At 30.9% G+C, this 18,108-nt stretch carries 18 protein-coding genes; 17 read left to right on the top strand and 1 reads right to left on the bottom strand.

Going from position 1 to position 18,108, the window contains the following annotated elements:
• The first annotated feature begins 37 nt into the window (after nt 1-37).
• Complete coding sequence (galE, locus tag CCORG_RS01445; RefSeq protein WP_025802725.1) at nt 38-1,030, top strand: UDP-glucose 4-epimerase GalE; 993 nt, start codon at nt 38-40, stop codon at nt 1,028-1,030.
• Nucleotides 1,031-1,032: 2 nt separating this feature from the next.
• Entirely contained in the window at nt 1,033-1,476 is a 444-nt protein-coding gene (locus CCORG_RS01450; RefSeq protein WP_025802727.1) for an ecotin family protein, read from the top strand.
• Here the strand turns inward: CCORG_RS01450 and CCORG_RS01455 are convergent.
• Entirely contained in the window at nt 1,439-2,956 is a 1,518-nt protein-coding gene (locus tag CCORG_RS01455) for an MATE family efflux transporter (RefSeq protein ID WP_025802729.1), read from the bottom strand. The genes CCORG_RS01450 and CCORG_RS01455 overlap by 38 nt on opposite strands.
• 62 nt (nt 2,957-3,018) lie before the next feature.
• On the opposite strand from CCORG_RS01455, the gene CCORG_RS01460 reads away from it, so the two are divergent.
• From CCORG_RS01460 to CCORG_RS01530, 15 genes are all read left to right on the top strand, one after another.
• On the top strand, nt 3,019-3,774 hold the full coding sequence (locus tag CCORG_RS01460) for a glycosyltransferase family 25 protein (RefSeq protein ID WP_025802731.1): 756 nt from the start codon (nt 3,019-3,021) through the stop codon (nt 3,772-3,774).
• A complete protein-coding gene (locus CCORG_RS01465; protein ID WP_025802733.1) occupies nt 3,771-4,664 on the top strand; it encodes a glycosyltransferase family 2 protein in 894 nt (297 codons plus the stop codon). The genes CCORG_RS01460 and CCORG_RS01465 overlap by 4 nt, the downstream gene beginning before the upstream one ends.
• Entirely contained in the window at nt 4,661-5,725 is a 1,065-nt protein-coding gene (locus tag CCORG_RS01470; RefSeq protein ID WP_025802735.1) for a glycosyltransferase family 4 protein, read from the top strand. Before CCORG_RS01465 ends, CCORG_RS01470 begins: the two co-directional genes overlap by 4 nt.
• A gap of 3 nt (nt 5,726-5,728) precedes the next feature.
• The gene (locus tag CCORG_RS01475; protein WP_025802737.1) at nt 5,729-6,697 is read left to right on the top strand and encodes a glycosyltransferase family 2 protein; all 969 of its coding nucleotides are present in this window, start codon (nt 5,729-5,731) and stop codon (nt 6,695-6,697) included.
• The gene (locus CCORG_RS01480) at nt 6,694-7,806 is read left to right on the top strand and encodes a glycosyltransferase (protein WP_025802739.1); all 1,113 of its coding nucleotides are present in this window, start codon (nt 6,694-6,696) and stop codon (nt 7,804-7,806) included. Before CCORG_RS01475 ends, CCORG_RS01480 begins: the two co-directional genes overlap by 4 nt.
• Nucleotides 7,807-7,881: 75 nt before the next feature.
• Nucleotides 7,882-9,975 carry an STT3 domain-containing protein gene (locus CCORG_RS01485; protein ID WP_025802741.1) on the top strand — a complete coding sequence of 698 codons (2,094 nt, stop codon included), beginning with the start codon at nt 7,882-7,884 and terminating at the stop codon, nt 9,973-9,975.
• 9 nt (nt 9,976-9,984) lie between these two features.
• A complete protein-coding gene (gene pglA, locus CCORG_RS01490) occupies nt 9,985-11,103 on the top strand; it encodes a N,N'-diacetylbacillosaminyl-diphospho-undecaprenol alpha-1,3-N-acetylgalactosaminyltransferase (RefSeq protein ID WP_025802743.1) in 1,119 nt (372 codons plus the stop codon).
• Nucleotides 11,096-11,701 (top strand): undecaprenyl phosphate N,N'-diacetylbacillosamine 1-phosphate transferase, encoded by a 606-nt coding sequence (gene pglC / locus CCORG_RS01495; protein ID WP_025802745.1) that lies wholly within the window; start codon nt 11,096-11,098, stop codon nt 11,699-11,701. Before pglA ends, pglC begins: the two co-directional genes overlap by 8 nt.
• Complete coding sequence (gene pglD / locus CCORG_RS01500) at nt 11,688-12,281, top strand: UDP-N-acetylbacillosamine N-acetyltransferase (RefSeq protein WP_025802747.1); 594 nt, start codon at nt 11,688-11,690, stop codon at nt 12,279-12,281. The genes pglC and pglD overlap by 14 nt, the downstream gene beginning before the upstream one ends.
• Nucleotides 12,282-12,304: 23 nt before the next feature.
• Entirely contained in the window at nt 12,305-12,511 is a 207-nt protein-coding gene (locus tag CCORG_RS01505; RefSeq protein ID WP_025802748.1) for an alkylphosphonate utilization protein, read from the top strand.
• A 41-nt stretch (nt 12,512-12,552) separates the two neighbouring features.
• Nucleotides 12,553-13,653, top strand: coding sequence for a UDP-N-acetylbacillosamine transaminase (gene pglE, locus CCORG_RS01510; RefSeq protein WP_025802749.1), 1,101 nt, complete (start codon nt 12,553-12,555; stop codon nt 13,651-13,653).
• Nucleotides 13,650-15,422, top strand: coding sequence for a UDP-N-acetylglucosamine 4,6-dehydratase family protein (locus CCORG_RS01515; protein ID WP_025802751.1), 1,773 nt, complete (start codon nt 13,650-13,652; stop codon nt 15,420-15,422). The genes pglE and CCORG_RS01515 overlap by 4 nt, the downstream gene beginning before the upstream one ends.
• Nucleotide 15,423: 1 nt before the next feature.
• Nucleotides 15,424-16,308, top strand: coding sequence for a PDC sensor domain-containing protein (locus tag CCORG_RS01520; RefSeq protein WP_034971391.1), 885 nt, complete (start codon nt 15,424-15,426; stop codon nt 16,306-16,308).
• Nucleotides 16,309-16,316: 8 nt separating this feature from the next.
• Nucleotides 16,317-17,021 (top strand): 1-(5-phosphoribosyl)-5-[(5-phosphoribosylamino)methylideneamino]imidazole-4-carboxamide isomerase, encoded by a 705-nt coding sequence (gene hisA / locus CCORG_RS01525; RefSeq protein WP_025802753.1) that lies wholly within the window; start codon nt 16,317-16,319, stop codon nt 17,019-17,021.
• Nucleotides 17,022-17,070: 49 nt separating this feature from the next.
• Nucleotides 17,071-17,997 carry a tetratricopeptide repeat protein gene (locus CCORG_RS01530; RefSeq protein WP_025802755.1) on the top strand — a complete coding sequence of 309 codons (927 nt, stop codon included), beginning with the start codon at nt 17,071-17,073 and terminating at the stop codon, nt 17,995-17,997.
• Nucleotides 17,998-18,108 lie beyond the last annotated feature (111 nt).

An 18,108-nucleotide genomic window follows, 5' to 3' on the forward strand; every position in this document is an offset into this window, starting at 1 on the left:
ATATTAAAAATAAATTGATACTTTAAAAAGGAGATATATGAAAATTTTAGTAACTGGCGGAGCAGGCTATATAGGAAGTCATGTTGTAAAAGCGCTTTTAGAGAGCAAAAAGCATGAAATAGTTGTTATAGATAACCTTTGTAAGGGTTCAAAAAAAGCGATTGATGCTTTAAAAACTGTAGGTGAATTTGAATTTATTGATATGAGCTTAGAAGATGTTTTAAGACTTGAAGAGCTTTTTAAAACTCATAAATTTGAAGCGATTATCCACTTTGCAGCATTTATTGAGGTTTTTGAAAGCACTGTTAAGCCACTAAAATACTATCTAAACAACACAAGCAATGCTATAAATTTAATCACTCTAGCTAATAAATACGGCGTTAAAAATTTTGTCTTTAGCTCTACAGCTGCAACTTATGGTGAGCCTGATACAGCCCAAGTTAGCGAAACAAGCCCGCAAAATCCAATAAACGCATATGGTAGAAGCAAACTTATGACTGAGTGGGTTTTAAAAGATGTTGCTTTGGCAAATAAAAATTTCAGATACGCTATTTTAAGGTACTTTAATGTCGCAGGAGCAAGTAGCGATGGACTTTTAGGGCAAAACTATCCAAACGCTACTCACTTAATCAAAGTCGCAACCCAAACCATCTCAGGTAGGAGAGACAAGATGAGCATATTTGGCGATGATTATGATACCAAAGATGGCACATGTATTAGGGATTATATCCACATAGAAGACTTAGCGGATGCCCATATTTACGCACTTGATTATATAAAAGAAAATGATAGCGAGATATTTAATGTTGGATATGGCAAAGGATACAGCGTAAAAGAAGTAATAGATGCTGCAAAAGAAGTTGGCGGTGATTTCAGGGTAGAAATTTCAGATAGAAGAGATGGCGATCCAGCCTGTTTGATAGCAAATTCAGATAAACTTAGAAAGCTTACTGGCTGGAGCCCAAAAAGAGATGATATAAAACTTATCATCAGTTCAGCCCTTAAATGGGAAGAAAATATAAAGGAGTAAAAATGAGATCTGTTTTAGGAATTTTAGTTATGGCAAGTTTGGCATTTGGTTTTGATACTTCTATTTTTCCAAAAGCACAAGATGGCTTTAGGCAACATATCATAAATTTAGAACCAAAGCAAAGTGAGAAAGATTACGAAGTTGTAGTTGAATTTGGTAGGGTTTTAAGTGTGGATTGTAACGTGCACTCATATAGTGGTGGAATACTTAAAGATAAAGTTTTAGATGGATATGGCTATAATTATTATGAATTTAGTGATAATAATAGCACTTTATATAAAACCTTGATGCTTTGTCCAGATGAGGCGTTAAAAGATGAGTTTGTAATGTTTGGTGATAGTATAAAAACTCATTATAATAGTAAAATTCCTCTTATCATATACGCACCAAAAGATATCAATATAAGAGTTAAAATTTATGCTCTTGAGAGTGAAAAGATCTTATAATATATAAAAGCAAAGCTCTAAAGTTTTTATTTGGTAACAAAACGGTAAAACAAACTGTTGTTGTTACCAAAAAATACAATATCCCAACTTTGAAAAACTCTAAATAGTTTGAAATTTCATAGTTTAGTTTGCTTATGATAAAAGATGAAATTCCTAATATTATAAAGCAGTTCATCCAAGATATCGTGTAGTCTTTAGCTACTGTATATATATTTTTTTCAAAGCAGACTCTATATGCAAGTATAGGTTTTGCTACTAAGACGATGGCAAAATTTGCTACTAAAGTACCGATTAAAATTCCAACTAGGCCGTATTTAAAAACAAGCATTAAAGATATAACTAAATTTATTAGAGCTTCACTTATAGGAAGTTTTATATCACTAAAAAAGCCATTTGCTTCTTTAAATATATCTATGCTTATTCTAAAGATAGATATAAAAAAGTTAGCCATTATAAGAAGTATTGTTAAATTTGATAGATATATCTCATCTCCAAGCCAAATCTTAACAAAATCATCTATTATAAAGTATAGTGGAACAAAAATAGCACAAGCAATAGCTATAAAAAGATAGTTTATTTTGCTAAAAAGAGCGTAAATTTCACTTTTATTATTTAGGGCTATAAATCTTCCAACTTTTGGTGTGAGTATTGACCTTATCATTAAAACAACCGATAATATCGTACCTGTTATCATTATAAAACTTCCATAAATACCAGCTAGTTTTATAGATACAAACATAGATATAAGTATAATATCTGTATTTACAAGTATAATATAACTTAATTTGTGCCATATAAGGTATTTAAGGTTTTTAAAAATTTGCATATCTTTTTTATCTGTTTTTTCTATATGAAAACGCGATTTTATAAATTTAGTATAGTAAATTTGCGATATTATCACAGATATGAAATTTGAAGCGATAAAAAGAGCAAATGATCTGAATTTAATAATAGCAATAAGCTGTAAAATAGATACGATTAGTAGTGATATGTTAGAAATAATTATGACAAAATTATACTCGCCATTTGCACTTATTAAGGTTATTTTGTAAGCATAGAGATAAGTTAGCAAATTTGAAGCTACAAAAAGCCCCCAATATAGATAAATTTCACTAGTTATAGTTATATCTTTTAGGATAAATGGCATAAAAAGAGCTACTATTAAAGAGAGTAAAAATATAGCTATTACTATTATTTTATAAGCAAAAGTTATCGTATTAACGGCGATATTTAGTCTAATGCTATCTTTTTTTACGATAGGATCATACAAAGCATAAGCAGCAGCTGAGTAAATTCCTAGTTCTGCTATGTTTATATATGAGACTAAATTTAGCATAATTTTCATAATTCCTAAATTTTCAAGTCCTAAATTTATTAAAAATTCTCTATTTATTATAAATTTCATAATGCCTATGATTATGAAAAATATAATATTTAGAGTCATTCCTATATATACACTTTTTAAGATTTTTGCTTTCACTGTTTATATTATCCTTTAAAGTATAGTATAATAGCAAAAAATTTATAAATTACAGGTTTGATATGAGTGATAAAATTTATCTAGTTTCACTTAAAAATGATGATATTAGAAGAAAAACTTTAAAAGAGCGATTTAAAAGATATGATGAGTTTATAATTTTAGAAGCAGTAGATGGAAGGCAGATGTCATTAAAAGATTACTACAGCACGCTAACAAATTCATATAAAGCACATAGAAGAATCCTTAGTCCAGGAGAGATAGGGTGTGCTAGAAGTCATTTAAATATATATGCTGATTTTTTAAATACTAAAGATGAGATTTGCCTTATTTTAGAAGATGATATTGTTGGTGATGATAAAAGCATACAAAAAGCTTTTGAAATTTATGATAAATTGCCGTCTAATTCACTTCTTCTTTGTGAAGGGCAGTTTTGTAACTCATTAAGAAGTAGTATTTTGGTTAAAAAAATAGATAATAATTTATATAAAGTTAGCAATCTATCAAAGAGATTTATAACTGGAACTTGTGCTTATATGGTAGATAAAAACATAGCTAAAGCATTAAAAAATTCTCAAGATAAGGCTCTTAATTTAGCAGATAGATGGGATGAGTTTGGAAATTTTGATATTTATATAAGTGATATTTTTATTCATCCAAACTCTAGGAATGATAGCAGCATAGAAAAAGAAAGAAATTTAAAGAAAATAGAGCATAAGGCAAACATTAAAGACTACATAAATACATTTTTTTATATTTTTAAATCCAGAATTAAAGTATATATATTTGGTTATAAAAAGATAGTAGAGTGCATGAAATGAATCCTTTAGTAAGCATAATAGTTCCTGTTTATAATAATGAAAAATATCTTAAAAAATGCGTGGATTCACTACTTTTACAAACATATAAAAACATAGAAATCATTCTTATAAATGATGGCTCAGTTGATAAAAGTAGAGAAATTTGTGATGAATTTAGTAAATTTGACAATAGAGTAAAAGTCATACATCAGCAAAATTTAGGAGTTGGAGCAGCTAGAAATGCTGGACTTGAAGCGATGAGTGGAGAGTTTTTTTGCTTTGTTGATAGTGATGATAGCGTTAAAAGTGATTATGTAAAATATATGGTGGAAAATATAAAAAATAACGGAATTGTAATAATTCCAATTTATAAAAATTTAACAAATGAGTATGAATTAAACAGCAAAGATGCTCTAAGAAAGCTTATATATGATGGTGGAGAAATTTATGGTTGGGCGCCATGGGGCAAGCTTTTTAGGAGAGAATTTTTAGGTGATATTAGGTTTTTTACCAATCACCCAGTTGGGCAAGATTTTACATTTGTATATAAAATGATACTAGCCTCAAAAAGCGTTAAATTTGCTTTAAAACCTTGCTATATTTATAACAATACAAGTACTACTTCAGTAAGCAATCAAAATTTCTCAGCCAAACATGATAAACTTTTATTAACTTGTGATGAATTTATAGAGTTTACTAAAGAAAATTATCCTGGTTTGCTCATTGATAGCTATTATTATAAAGCCTACTCTTTGGTGCTTTTAATCAAAAGAAGTTATCCTAAAAAAGAGTATCAAAAAAAGTATAAAAATATGCTTTTTAGGCTTTTGCCAAAGGTTTTTATAAATAAAAATATAAGCTTAAAAGCAAAATTTTGGTTTGTTAAAATTCTTTTAAAGGCTAAAATTTGAGAGTTTTATTTGTGATATCAACCATTGGTAGAGGCGGGGCTGAGCGCGTTATGAGCGTTTTATCAAATGAGTTATCAAAAAGCATTGATGTTAGTATTTTAAAATTTGATGATAGTAAGCCTTTTTATGAAATTTCAAACAAAGTTAAGGTTTTTAGCCTAAAAAGTAGCGTTGGCGATCAAGGTATAGCTGGGAATTTTAAAAAAAGATTTGGCAAGGTATTTAAAATTCGCAAATTTATAAAAAACAATAAATTTGACGCTATTATTCCGTTTTTAGATACTACAAATATCTTAGTTTTGCTTGCAAATTTAGGCTTAAAAAACAGAGTCATAGCTTCAGAGCATAACAACTATAAATTTTTATCAAGCCCATTTTTAAGGATATTAAGAAGGGTAGTTTATCCTTTAGCAGATGGTTTAACGATGCTAACTAAATTTGACTGGGATTATTATAAATTTGTAAAAAATAGAGCAATTTTACCAAATCCAATGTTTGAATTTAAAAAGAGTAGTTTTAGTAAGGAAAATCTCATCTTAAGTGCTGGTAGGCTCATACCACATAAAGGTTTTGATGCGTTTTTACGCTCGATTTCTTTGGCTGATAAAGAGCTTTTAAACGGTTGGCAAGTCATTATCGCTGGAGATGGAGAAGAAAGAGCAAATTTAGAAAAAATGGCTAAAGATTTAGGTCTTGATGTGTGTTTTGTTGGATTTGTTAAAGATATACAAAACTACTACACAAGAGCTAAAATAGTTGCTGTAAATAGCAGGAAAGAGGGCTTTTGTAATATTTTGATGGAAAGTATTTATTTTGAGTGTGCTAGAATTTCAACTGATTGTATAGCAGGACCAAGTGAGCTTATAAATGACGGCGTGGACGGCTTTTTATGCAAGGTAGATGATGAAAAAGAATTTTCTAAAAAGTTAGAAATTTTACTAAAAGATGAGAATTTAAGATATAAATTTACTCAAAATGCAAATTTAAGAAAAGATGAGTTTAAAGTGGAAAATATAACTAAAAAATGGCTTGATTTTATAGAAATTTGCATAAAAGGATAGAGTTTGAAAAAGCCATTAATTAGCGTAATAGTTCCTGTTTATAATGTAGAAAAATACCTAAATGAGTGCTTAGAAAGCATTGTAAATCAAACTTATGAAAATTTAGAAATTATTTTAGTTGATGATGGAAGTAGTGATAGTTCAGGCAAAATTTGTGATGAGTTTGCCTTAAAAGATAGCCGAATAAAAGTAATCCATAAAAAAAATGGCGGTTTATCAAGTGCTAGAAATTCTGGCATAGACATCGCAAACGGGGAGTATTTAAGCTTTATAGATAGTGATGATATGGTTGATAAAAATTTTATACTAACGCTTTTTGGTTTAATACAAAAAAGTTCTTTAAAACTATCTTCCGTGGGCTTTAAAGCCTTTTATAAAAATTTAGATGAATTGCCAGATAAAAGTTATGAAAAAATCATTAGCGATGAAGAGTATTTTAAAAATATATTTATAGGAAATGATGATTTTAGATGTGCATCTTGTAAATTTCTTTTTCATAAAAGTTTGTTTGAAAATTTAAGGTTTCCAGTTGGCGAGCTTTATGAAGATGTGGCTATTTTTGGAGAGATTATGGTTGGAGCCAAAAAGGTCATAATGAGCGATGAAAGGCTCTATTTTTACCGAATGAGAGATGGTTCTATAGTTCATAGTTTTTCGCCTAGGCATTTTGATTTTTTAAAACAAGCTGAAATTTTAGTAAGCATAGCTGCTAATAAATATCCACATTTAACCCCTATCACAAAATACTATCTAAGTAGCGTTAGAATGGCGATAAGCTTTGATATTTTAAAGTCAAATAGTTTAGAATTTGATAGCTTTTTAAAAAAGAGTAGTAAATTTATAAGAGAAAATTTCACTTCTGTTTTTAGAACTAAAAGCTTAAATAAAAAAACTAAAATTTTGGTTTTGATTTTGGGTCTAAGTAGTTCTTTATTTAAGCTAATATATAGAATTTTTGGTGGTAAAAAGTGAAAAAATTAAGCGTTTTTATCTACTCGATGGCTGGCGGTGGAGCTGAAAGAGTCGTTTCAAATTTGCTTCCTAACCTAGCAAATGAGTATGAAATTTATCTTGTTTTAATGAGAGATAAGATTGATTATAAGCTGCCAGATGGCATAAAGGTTTTTTTTATAGAAAATTCAGCCCCTTTTGAAAATGGCATAAAAAAACTTCTAAAACTGCCATTTTTAGCTATAAAATACAAAAAACTTTGTGAAAATTTAGGCATTAAAAATCACTTCGTTTGGATGGTAAGACCTTGTTTTGTAGCTGCTATAGCTAGAATTTTAGGCTTAAGTGGAAAGTTTGTTTTTAATGAGTGCTCTACCCCTTCAGTTCTTTATAAAGATAGTAGTTTTAAATCAAAAATAAGCAAATTTCTTATCAAAAAGCTTTATAAAAAAGCTGACTTTATCTTGCCAAATTCAAAAGAGGCTTATGATGATTTAGCATGTAATTTTGGGATTAAAAAAGATAAAATGAGCATTTTATACAACGCTGTTGACATTAATTTTATAGAGCAAAAATCCTTAGAAAATATAGAATTTAATGGCAAATTTTTCCTAAGTGTTGGTAGGCTTGATGAGAATAAAAACCACGAAACGCTCATCCGCTCTTACGCTCTTATAAAAGAGCCAAAGTTAGACCTTATTATTCTAGGAACTGGTGTTTTAAAGGATTATTTACAAAATTTAATAAATAAGCTAAATTTGGCTAAAAAAGTTCATCTTTTGGGTTTTGATGCAAATCCTTATAAGTACATGTCAAAGTGTGAAGCTTTTGTTTTTACTTCAAAGGTTGAGGGTTTTTCAAATGTTTTAATAGAAGCTTTAGCGTGTGGGGCATTTGTTATAAGTAGTGATCACAAAAGCGGGGCTAGAGAGCTTTTAGGTAGCCATGAGTGGGGGATTTTGGTTCCAGTTAGCGATATAAAATCCACAGCAGCTGCTATGCAAAAAGTAATAAATGAGCCAAATTTGGTACTAGATTACAAAGCGAAGGCAAAAGATAGAGCAAAATTTTTTGATAAAGATAGAATTTCTAAAGAGCTTATTGAAAACTTAAACGAGATATATGTATAAAACTTATGCCAAATTTATAAGGTTTTTATAAAAAATGGTTAAAATATAGCACGAAAATTTTAAAATAGGGTTTAAATGATAGATATTGATTTAAATAAACGAAGATGGGTTATTGTTTTTATATTCATCACTTTTATGTTTGGGGTTATTTCTAGGCTTTATTGGATTGATTGGGCGAGTGATTATCCTGAGATGATTCATGATGGTCAAGTTATGATAAATACAAACGACGGATACGCTTTTGCTGAGGGTGCAAGGGACATTATCGCTGGTTTTCACCAACCAAATGATTTAAGTTATGTAAATCACACAATGTCTAAATTTACAGCTTTTATTTACCATATAGTGCCTTTTAGTTTTGAAACTATTATTTTATATATGAGTGTATTTTTTAGTTCACTTCTTGTTGTTCCGGTTTTGCTTATAGCTAGGGAATTTAGGGTTAGTGGAGCTGGAATAGTAGCAGCAGCAAGTTCTGTTGTAGCGGTTAGTTACTATAACAGGACGATGGCAGGATATTATGATACTGATATGTTAAATATCGTTCTTCCTTGCTTTGTGCTTTGGGGACTTATAAGAATAACGGTTAGGCAAGATAGATTTTCTATAATAATAGCTCCTATTTTTGGGCTTTTTTATCACTGGTGGTATCCATCTAGCTTTACATTAATTGGTGCTATGGCGGGAATGTTTTTGTTATATACGCTTGTTTTTGAAAGAAAAAGCTTACAAAATTATCAAGCTTTGCTTCTTTTAATAGTTGCTGTAACAAATCTCTCAGCTACTTTTAGATTAATATCAATTATCGCTTTATATCTGCTTTTTATGAAAAAAGAAGATATTAAAGTATTAGCAGCAGTTGGAGCTTTGGTGCTTTTTGTTTTTATTTTAAAAGGTGGCTTAAACCCTATTTGGTTTATGCTTAAATTTTATGTAGTAAGAGATACAACAGAAGCCTTGTCTTCGTCATTTCACTTTTTTAGTGTAAATCAAACCATTCAAGAATCAGGTGCTATGGATTGGGATTATTTTATGACTAGGATTAGTTCTCATCCATTTTTCTTTATTTTAGGAGCTATTGGTTATTTGCTTTTTTGTTTTAAACATAGAGCATTTCTTATATCTCTTCCTATACTTGCTCTTGGTATTTTATCTATTAGATCAGGGCTTAGATTTACTATATATGCAGTTCCTATAATGGCTTTAGGGCTTGGTTTTTTGGTAAATTTCTTACTTGATTTTTTTAAGGTTAAAGGAGCTTTAAAGCTTAGTGGAATTATCGCTTTAACAGTTGTAGCTGTTTTTCCTGCTCTTAAACATATAAAAAACTATACAAGTCCAACTGTATTTTTTAACGCTGAAACTCAAGTGTTAGAGCGTCTTAAAAGCATTTCTGATAGAGAAGATTATGTAGTTGCTTGGTGGGATTATGGATACCCGATTCGCTACTACGCTGATGTTAAAACCCTAATAGATGGTGGAAAACATCTTGGAAATCATAATTTTCCAGTTAGTTTTGCTCTAACAAAAGATCTTGTAAGTTCGGCAAATATGAGCAGATTAGCAGTTGAATATACAGAAAAAGCCTTTAATGATAAAAATATTAGCTCACCTTTTAAGGCTATGATGAAAGATTATGGCTTTGATGATCCAAATCTTTTTTTAACCAGTTTATCTTTAAAAGATTTTACTCTTCCACAAAAAACTAGAGATATTTATTACTATTTACCAGCTAGAATGATAGGAATTTACTCAGTTGTTTGGTATTTTTCAAACATTGATTTAACAACAGGCAAGGGATATGATCAGCCGTTTTTTGCTTCTGCTAGGTTTGTTCAGGTTAATAACAGTGGTCTAGTTTTGGATAATGGCATGACCTTATCAACTGATATGAAAAACATCATCTATGGTTCACAAAGCATTCCTATTAGGGGTTTTTATGAGACAAGATATGATGAGAGTGGAAAATTTAGCGTTAGCGAGATAATTGCTGATAAGGATGGAATTTTAAATGTTATAATTTTAAGTGATGGAACATTTATAATCACAGACAACAAGGCCTTTAACTCAGCTTATGTACAGCTTTTTATGCTAGAACGCTACGATAGTGAAATTTATGAATTAGTCATATCTACGCCATTAGCAAAAGTCTATAAGCTAAAAATTTAAGGATATATAGTGGCTAGGATAGGTTTTTTATCTCATAGCGATATGAGCCTTTATTATTTTCGTAAGCCCATAATGAAAGAGCTTAAAAATTTGGGTCATGAAATCTTTGCTATATCTCCTAAGGGGGAGTTTTCTAAACTACTAGAAGATGAGTTTAATGTCATAAATTATGAGATAAAAGCTGGATCAATCAATCCTTTTAGAGTTATTAGTGATTTTAACTCCTTAAAAGATGCCTTAAGAGATCTAAATTTAGATATGCTTCAAACAGCAGCTCATAAAAGCAACACCTTTGGAACATTTGCGGCTAAAAGCGTAGGGATTAAAAACGTTATAAATTTAGTAGAAGGACTAGGAAGTTTTTATGTGGAAGATAATTTTAAGAGTTTAGCCATTAGATTTATCTTAAATAGACTAAATAAAAAAGCCTTTAGATTAAGTGATAAAACTATCTTTGTAAATGATAGCGACCCAGATTATATGATAAAAAAAGGAATTATCAAAGAAAACAAAGTTGTTCGTATAAAAAGCGTAGGCGTTGATGCAAGTTATTTTGATCCAGAAAGTGCTACTCCTTATCCTTTTAATACAGATAAAAAAGTAGTTATGATGATAGGACGCGCTTTATGGCATAAAGGAATAAGAGAATTTTACCAAGCGGCTGAAATTTTAAAAGATAGAAAAGATGTGCTTTTTGTCTTTGTTGGAGATGTGTATGAAGGCAATAAAAGCAGCGCTGGTAGCGACTTTTTGCTAGGTAAAAATGTCCTTTGGATACGCTGGAGTGATAAGATAAAAGAGCTTTTAAAAGCATCGTATCTTTACGCTTTGCCAAGCTATAAAGAGGGTTTTCCTAGAACTGTTTTAGAAGCTATGAGTATGGCAAAACCTTGCGTTGTTAGTGATGTTAGTGGGTGTAATGAAGCGATAAAAGATGGCTTTAATGGCCTACTTTGTAAACCCATGGACTCAAAAGATTTAGCCACAAAGATAGCGATGCTTTTAAATGATGATGAGATGGCGTTGGAATTTGGAAGAAACGGTAGAAATTTAGTTATAAAAAATTATAACCAGCCTATTATTACTAAAAAATATTTAGAAGTTTATAAGGAATTTATAGATGTATAAGGCGTTTTTAAAAAGATTAATTGATATTTTAGCAAGTTTAATTTTAATTATTTTAACCTTGCCTTTGATGATAATAATCTATTTTTTAATCAAATTTAAAATCTCAAAAAGCCCGATTTTTAGGCAAATTCGCCCAGGACTTAATGAAAAACTTTTTACTATTTATAAATTTAAAACGATGAGTGATGAGGTTGATGAAAATGGAAATTTATTAAGCGATGAGTTAAGGCTAGATAAATTTGGAGCAAAAATTAGAAGCCTAAGCCTTGATGAGTTGCCACAGCTTTTTAATGTGCTAAAAGGAGATATGAGTTTTATAGGACCGCGTCCGCTTTTAACTGAGTATTTACCACTTTATAATGAAACCCAAAAACTTCGCCATAATGTTCGTCCAGGCATAACTGGACTTGCACAAGTTAATGGAAGAAACGCTATTTCGTGGAGTAAAAAATTTGAGTATGATTCGTATTACGCTAAAAATTTAAGCTTTTGTTTAGATCTGAAAATCGCATTTTTAACTATAAAAAAAGTGATAATTAAAGAAGGAATTAATAAAGATGGAATGGCTACAACAGAGAAATTCAATGGCACAAACTAAAAGCATTTATATTTATGGAAGTGGTGGTCATGGCAAGGTTGTAGCTGAGATTGCAAAGCTATGTGGATATAAAAACATTATTTTTTTAGATGATAAAAACGGGCTTAAATTTAGTGAGAATTTAGATAAATTTGATATGATAATCGCCATTGGAGATAATAAAACTAGGGCAAATTTACAAGAAAAAGCACAAAATTTTGGCTTTAATGTAGTTAGTTTAATCCACCCAAACGCTATTATTTCAAACTCAGCCGTGATTAAAAAAGGCGTTGTAATAATGGCAGCAGCGGTTGTAAATGCGAACGCTATAATTGAAAATGGAGCGATTATCAACACAAACGCAGTTGTTGAGCATGACTGCGTAGTTGGAGAGTTTTCGCATCTTAGCCCAAATGTTTCAGTTGCAGGTGGCGTAAAAGTTGGAGAATTTTCTCATTTAGGAATAGGAAGCTCAGTGATACAAAACATTAAAATTGGTAAAAACTCAATCATTGGAGCAGGGGCTGTGGTGATAAAAGATATACCACAAAACAGCGTCGCAGTTGGCGTTCCAGCAAGAGTTATAAAGCAAAATTTATAAATATTTCAAATAAAGGAGAAAAAATGGCAGTTGATGTAAATGGAGTAGAACTTCAAAGTGGAGATAGTATAGTTGTGATTAAGGATTTAAAGCTAAAAGGGTCTAAAAATAGCGTAAAACAAGGCACAAAAGCAAAAATTCGCTTAACTAAAAATGATAATGAAGTTGAGTGTAAGCTTGATAAACTTGGAACTGTTATTTTAAAAACCGAATTTATAAGAAAAGCTTAAATTTTTTGAAGTAAAATAACGCTTTTATTTTAAGGAAAAATATGGCACGAGTATTTTTAAGTCCGCCAAATATGGGTGGAAATGAGTTAGAATATATAAAAAAAGTTTTTGAAAGCAACTACATAGCACCACTTGGTGAGTATGTGGATAAATTTGAAAATAGTGTAAAAAATTTCTGTAAGGTAAATTCGGCACTTGCACTAAACTCAGGCACAGCGGCAATCCACCTAGCTTTAAAAAGCCTTGGAGTAAAAGATGGCGATGTTGTTCTTGGTTCAACTTTTACTTTTATGGCTTCGCTAAATCCGGTATTTTACGAAAGATGCGAGGCTATTTTAATTGATAGCGATGAGAGCTGGAATTTAAGCCCAAAACTTTTAAAAAAAGCCATAAATTTAGCACCTAAAAAGCCATTTGCTTTAATCGTAACTCATCTTTACGGTCAATCTGCTAAGATGGATGAAATTTTAGAAATTTGCCAAAATGAGGGTATTAAGGTCATTGAAGATGCAGCTGAAGCACTTGGCGGATTTTACAAGGACAATGCCCTTGGAACGCTAGGACATGCTGGAGCGTTAAGCTTTAATGGAAATAAAATCATCACAACAAGTGGCGGTGGAATGCTAGTTTCAAACGATGAAAACTTAGTTAAAAAAGCTAGATTTTTAAGCACTCAAGCAAGAGAGCCACTTTTGCATTACGAACACAAAACTTATGGATACAACTACCGCTTAAGCAATGTTTTAGGTGCCATTGGCGTGGGACAAATGGAAGTTTTAGATAAAAGAGTTGCTAAAAAACGAGAAGTTTTTGAAAAATATAAGCAAAATTTATCAAATTTGAGCGTTGAATTTATGCCTGAAATTCCAAACTCAAAGGGAAATAGATGGCTTACAACTTTGCTTTTTAAAGAAAAAAATGCTCATCTAAAAGTTATTGAAGCCTTAAATAAAGCTGATATTGAAAGCAGACCTTTGTGGAAGCCTATGCATTTACAGCCTGTTTTTAAAGGAACTTTAAGCGTGGTTGATGGCACAAGTGAGGATTTTTTTAGTAGGGGAATTTGCCTTCCAAGTGGTAGTGATATAAGCGATAACGATATAGATAGAGTTTGTGAGATTATAAAAAGTAATATAATATGATTAAATTTCTAGAGCCAACTAAATTTAAAAGATTTCTATTTTTTATATTTTTTGATGTTTTTATATCTATATTTTCAACTACATCGGCATTTTTCTTAAGATTTAATGGCGATATACCAAATGAGTTTTATAAAGGGCTTTTATTATGTGCGTTTAGCATGGCTATTTTAAGGGTTTTCTTTCTGTGGATAGCTAAAATTTATATGGTTCCGTGGAGATTTTTTGGGCTATATGAAGGGCGTAAAATTTTCAATGCTCACATATTTGCGATGTTTTCATTTATGGTTATATATTTTTTACTTGATGATGTTTTTAACCCCTTTCCAAGAAGCGTTATTATAATCGACTCAGCCCTTTGCTATATCCTTATAAGCGGGCTAAGAATTTCTAAAAGAATGATGTATAGCTCAAAAAGCGAAAACAACGAGCCTTGCATTGTTATTGGCGCAACAAATAAAGCTCTTCATGTTTTAAAAGGCATGAAAGAGGGCTATATCAACTACTACGCAGTTGGTGTTTATGACGCAAGAAAAGAAAAAGTTGGCACAACTTGTGAAAATTTTGTAGTTGAAGATAAGAGTCAAATTTCAAAAGATATAAAAAAACACAGTGTAAAAACTGCAATCATAGCTTTAAAGCTAAACCAAACTGAGCTAAATTCTTTACATGATGAGCTTATGAGTTATGGCATTGTAAATGTTAAGATTTTTTCGCTTATAGAAGGTGGAGAGATACGAAATATCACAGTTGAAGATCTCTTAGCAAGAAAGCCAAAAGATCTTGACAAAGAAGTAGTTAGAAATTTTATAAAAGATAAAGTTGTCTTAGTAACTGGAGCGGGTGGGACAATAGGAAGTGAAATTTGCAAACAATGCCTTGAATATGGTGCTAAAAAGCTTGTAATGGTTGATCATAGCGAGTTTAATCTATACCAAATAAATGAAGCTACAAATTCAGATATTAGAAATGAACTAAAGCTTGTAAATATTGTTTATAGAGATGATTTAGAAGAAATTTTTAGCAAATTTAGACCAGATGTTGTAGTTCACGCAGCAGCTTATAAGCATGTTCCAATGTGTGAGTTTAACCCTAAAATGGCTGTTGTAAACAACATAATAGGCACAAAAAATGTAATTGATTTAAGCGTAGAGTACGAAGTAAAAAAAGTAGTTTTAATCTCCACTGATAAAGCCGTTCGCCCTACAAATGTAATGGGTGCAACAAAAAGAGTGTGTGAGCTTTACGCATTAAATTCAAACGAAATATCTAAGGCGGAGATAGTTGCTGTTAGATTTGGTAATGTTTTAGGAAGTAGCGGTAGTGTGATACCAAAATTTAAAAAACAGATCAAAGAAGATAAAAATTTAACCGTAACTCACCCTGATATTGTTAGGTATTTTATGCTAGTTAGCGAAGCGTGTCAGCTCGTACTTCAAGCTGCAAGTATCGCAAAAGGCGGTGAGCTTTTTGTTTTAGATATGGGAGAGCAGGTAAAAATCGCTGATTTAGCTAAAAAAATGATAAGCTTAGCTGGAAAAGAGGGCGAGTTAAGTGTTGAGTTTGTTGGTCTTAGACCAGGAGAAAAGCTATATGAAGAACTACTTATTGATGAGAGTGATAAAAGAACTAGGTATGAGTCTATTTTTGTAACTAGTAGTGCAAAATATGATCTAAATTTACTAAATTCTCAGATAGAAGATTTAGTAAAAAGTGATGATATAGTTAGAAATTTAAAGGCTATAGTGCCAGAATTTAACCACAAGGATTAAAGTGATTATAAAAGAACTTGAAGAATTTAGAGTAAATCGTCAAAAGATAAGAGCATATCTATGCTATATCTTTACTAGAAATTTTCCCAACTATCTTGAAGATATTAGTTTAGAAATTTTAGAACTTGGGTTTGAAAAAATTTCTCATGAGCTTTTAAGATACGATGCGTTTTATATATTAGATAAAAATGGCTATCAAATAAAAAGCAAAAGCAAACTAAAAGGCTCTGATATGGGCGATGGGCTAAATAGAAGCCTTAGATCCTACTACTATAACGCAGTAAGAGAGAAAAGATGCTATCTTAGTGAGCCATATCCATCTTCTTTAAATGGTGAGCTTTGTGTAACTATCTCAATGCCGATATATGATATAAATAAAGAGCTTTTATATGTCGTTTGTGCTGATATAGGCTTGGTTGATATATTAAGACTTCTTGGTAAAAACTCTATGTTTAGCTGGTTTGGTAGACTTTCAAGATTTAGTTATGCCACTTTAGCTTTATCGCTTTTTTGCGTTGCTATAATTCTTTTTTATCTAGGCATTAAAAGTCTTATATTTAATAGCTTGCATCTCATAAACGCCACTCAAATGTTTGAATCAACCATTCTTCTAACGCTATCTTTGGCTATTTTAGATCTAGTTAAGGCGTTCTTTGAAGAAGAGGTTTTGGGCGTTAGTAATAACAAAGAAAAAGGCTTGTCAAAAACAATGGTCAAATTTATAGCTTCAATCATCATTGCTTTAGCGATTGAGTCTTTGATGTTAGTATTTAAATTTGCTATGACTTCGCCGAGTGAGATAATATACGCAGTTTATCTCATCGTTGCCGTTTCTATTTTGATAGTTGGGCTTAGTTTTTATATCTATATGAGTAGAAAAGTTTAGGAGTTTAAATGGAAATTTTACCAGCGATTGATTTAAAAGATGGCAAAGCTGTTAGGCTTTTAAAAGGCGATATGAATACAGCTAAAATTTACAGCAGCGCCCCTTGGGAAGTAGCAAAAGAATTTGAAGATATGGGAGCAAAGTGGCTTCATATTGTGGATTTGGATGGGGCTTTTAGCGGTAAACCTGAAAATTTTAAAGTCATAGAAAAAATTGTGAGTTTTACAAATTTAAAAGTTGAAGTAGGTGGCGGGATACGAGATGAAGTAAGAATAAAAGATTATCAAAATTTAGGAGTTGATCGCTTCATTTTAGGCTCAATAGCTCTAAAAGATCCAAAATTTGTAAAGCAAATGGCAAAAAATTACTGTATTGGCGTAGGAATTGATGCTAAAGATGGATTTGTGGCAGTTCAAGGTTGGGGCGAGATTTCAACTATAAAAGCTACTGATTTAGCTAAAATTTATGCTGATGCAAATGTAGATGCGATAATTTGTACTGATATCTCAAAAGATGGCACTCTAAGTGGTGTAAATGTAGAATTTACTAATGATATTGCCAAAGCAAGTGGGATAAAAACTATCGCTAGTGGCGGAGTTGCATCATTAGATGATATTAAAAAGCTAAAAAACGAGCCTGAAATTTATGGTTGTATCGTAGGAAAGGCGTATTATGAAGGAAAAATCAACCTAAAAGAGGCTTTTAAAATTTAATAAATTTCTAAAAAATTAAATATTATCTATTTTATATTAGGGGAGTGCTTTGAATAGAGTTATTTTTGTGTTACTACTTATTGTTTTGAGTGGTTTTATTGTTGTTATTTATATAGACATTAATGATAAGGATATTTTTAGCGATAAGCTAAAGTGTTATTTAGGAAATTCTAGCTCTTGCTTTGATCTTGGGGTTGACTTTTTAGTAAAAGATGAAGATATGAATCTTGCAGTTGTTTTTTTTGAAAAAGGCTGTGCTAAAAAACATGCCCAGTCTTGTAATAATCTTGGAGTTCTATATCAGCAGGAGTATCTAAAAGATATTGATAAAGCACAAAAATTTCTTGATAGGGCTTGCGCTTTGGATTATACACCTTCTTGCAATGCACTTGCTTCTATATATCAAGGCGGTACAGAGGTCAAACAGGATTTAAAAAGGGCTTTTGGGTATTATAAAATTTCTTGCGATAAAAACGATTCGTTGGGTTGTAACTCTGTAGGTCTTTTTTATCAAAGCGGACAGGGTGTAAAAGAAGATATGGTTAAAGCTTTTGAGTTTTATGCAAAATCATGCGACCTGGATAATAACACAGGGTGTAACAACTTAGCTATTTTCTATCAAAATGGTTTAGGCGGAGTAAAAAAAGATCTAAAAAAAGCTTCAGAATTTTATTTATCAGCTTGCAAAGCTGGAAATATTACATCTTGCAATAACCTTGGTTTTATGTATCAAAATGGTTTAGGTGTTGTGCAAAATTTAGAGTTAGCAACTAAGTACTATGGATATGCTTGTGCCCAAGGAGAGTCAACAGCTTGCCTTAATCTAGGTGTTTTAACACAAAGTGCGGCGCAGACTATAAATGATTTAGAAATTGCACTAAATTTATTTCAAAAATCATGTGATTTGGGAGATAATACAGGTTGTGGACTTTTGGCTGATATGATTAATATAATAAATAACGGAATATCTAAATAAATAAAATTATGTTCCAAATAAAAGTTTAAGAGTTAAAAAGGTTTTCCCTTTTAACTCTTAAAAATTCTAACTATAGTTAAAAAACATACTTAATATATATAAAAACCATCA

The organism is Campylobacter corcagiensis (assembly GCF_013201645.1).
GTDB classification, from domain to species: Bacteria; Campylobacterota; Campylobacteria; order Campylobacterales; family Campylobacteraceae; genus Campylobacter_B; species Campylobacter_B corcagiensis.